The 1,399-nt window shown below is 36.0% G+C and carries 1 protein-coding gene and 1 pseudogene; one reads left to right on the forward strand and one right to left on the reverse strand.

Annotated features, from left to right (window positions below):
- Positions 1-149, forward strand: a pseudogene (locus COE49_RS26925) (IS4 family transposase); the annotation flags it as partial.
- Positions 150-463: 314 nt separating this feature from the next.
- Here COE49_RS26925 and COE49_RS26935 read toward each other — a convergent pair.
- Complete coding sequence (locus tag COE49_RS26935) at positions 464-796, reverse strand: DUF1904 family protein (protein ID WP_088080345.1); 333 nt, start codon at positions 794-796, stop codon at positions 464-466.
- Positions 797-1,399: the final 603 nt, after the last annotated feature.

Consider the following 1,399-nt stretch of genomic DNA (forward strand, 5'->3'; position numbering starts at 1 on the left):
ACACCCAAGAGCTATCAAAGTTGTTACTTCGCCTGTTCAATCTCCTACAGCAAAACGGGCGAAAATCTCATCGATATGAGAAAAAAACGGTCTTTGATATATTAGGTGTCGTTTACAATTGTACCATGTCTGATAATGAAGCCGCTTAATTCAAAAAAGTGAAGCCCGTTAGGGTTTATTTCGTATGCAAATCTTTCAATCACCTACACTTGCCCTTTAGAAAAAAGAAACAATCTCGCCTAAAATTGACTTTGCATAAGCTTAGCTTGATAGAGATGGGGTATTTCCACATATCCATCAAGCTAATATTTTGATGTCTCCAAAAATAAAAAATTTATCCCTTCACAGTTAGTTGTCTATGAGAATTGAGCTCATTTTTTTGTTTTTGGATATTTGCTTTTCTTAGCTTGATGGCAATGTGGTTCTATCCCTTATAAATGTTACAAAGATCTTTCAAATAGCTCTAACTTGCACAATGCTTACCGTTAATATAATACGCTGATTCTGTGAAAACCGTAAATACAACCTCTACTTCTGGAAGTCCAAAATCCATTACATATGTAGTAATGGCCTTGGCAAATCGATTACGAATTTCCTGTCCACGCTCGAACCATTTCACTTCAATAAGAGGAAACGCTTCTATTTCTTCTCCATTGAATACAAACGTAGAACTTGGTAGTTCCAACGTAAAATTATCCGTACCACACTCACAAATCTCTGCGAGCTCTTCTACTAATGGTTTGCTTATGCGTTTTAATTGTTCAGTAGTAATTCCACGAAACACAACATGTGGCATGTGAATCCCTCCGTTAGATAGCTTTATATTTGCTCACATCATAACACAATTTATTTTGCTGCACTAACATCTATTGGTACATTTCAATGACATTCATTAAGAATGATCATATGTTATTGAAGCAATACATGTATTGTAACTATTTAAAACATTTGAGAGCTCGGTAATTGTGTAAATAAAAAAAGCCTTATCATTCTCCCTGTAAGGAGGTATTAGGGGAGGCCTCTATTAGGAAAGGGATGGTGCGCTTATATATTTTAAAAAGAAAAGACACCCTAAGGTACCTTCCTCCGACTTGATAACCACTTTAATTTTAATAACATTGGATTCCCATCCTAATACTATTTTACCACGTTAAGTAATGTTGGTCATTGAGAAAGTCAGGTACGTAGTGTTCATATATAGTGACCCCTAGGAGCATGCAAGATTTAATACAGTTTTTTATTAATCCAACAACAAAAAAGACCCCTTAAACCGTGCCGGGATAGGAATGTATAAAAAAATGCATAGGTCGATAGAACAAAGAGAGGAGGTTTCCTTGTAAGGGGAAGATTCCTCCTTGTCCTTGCTACTGATAATGTTGCGTTATGGTGCGACAAGAAG

The organism is Bacillus sp. AFS029637 (genome assembly GCF_002584985.1).
Taxonomy (GTDB): Bacteria; Bacillota; Bacilli; order Bacillales; family Bacillaceae_G; genus Bacillus_A.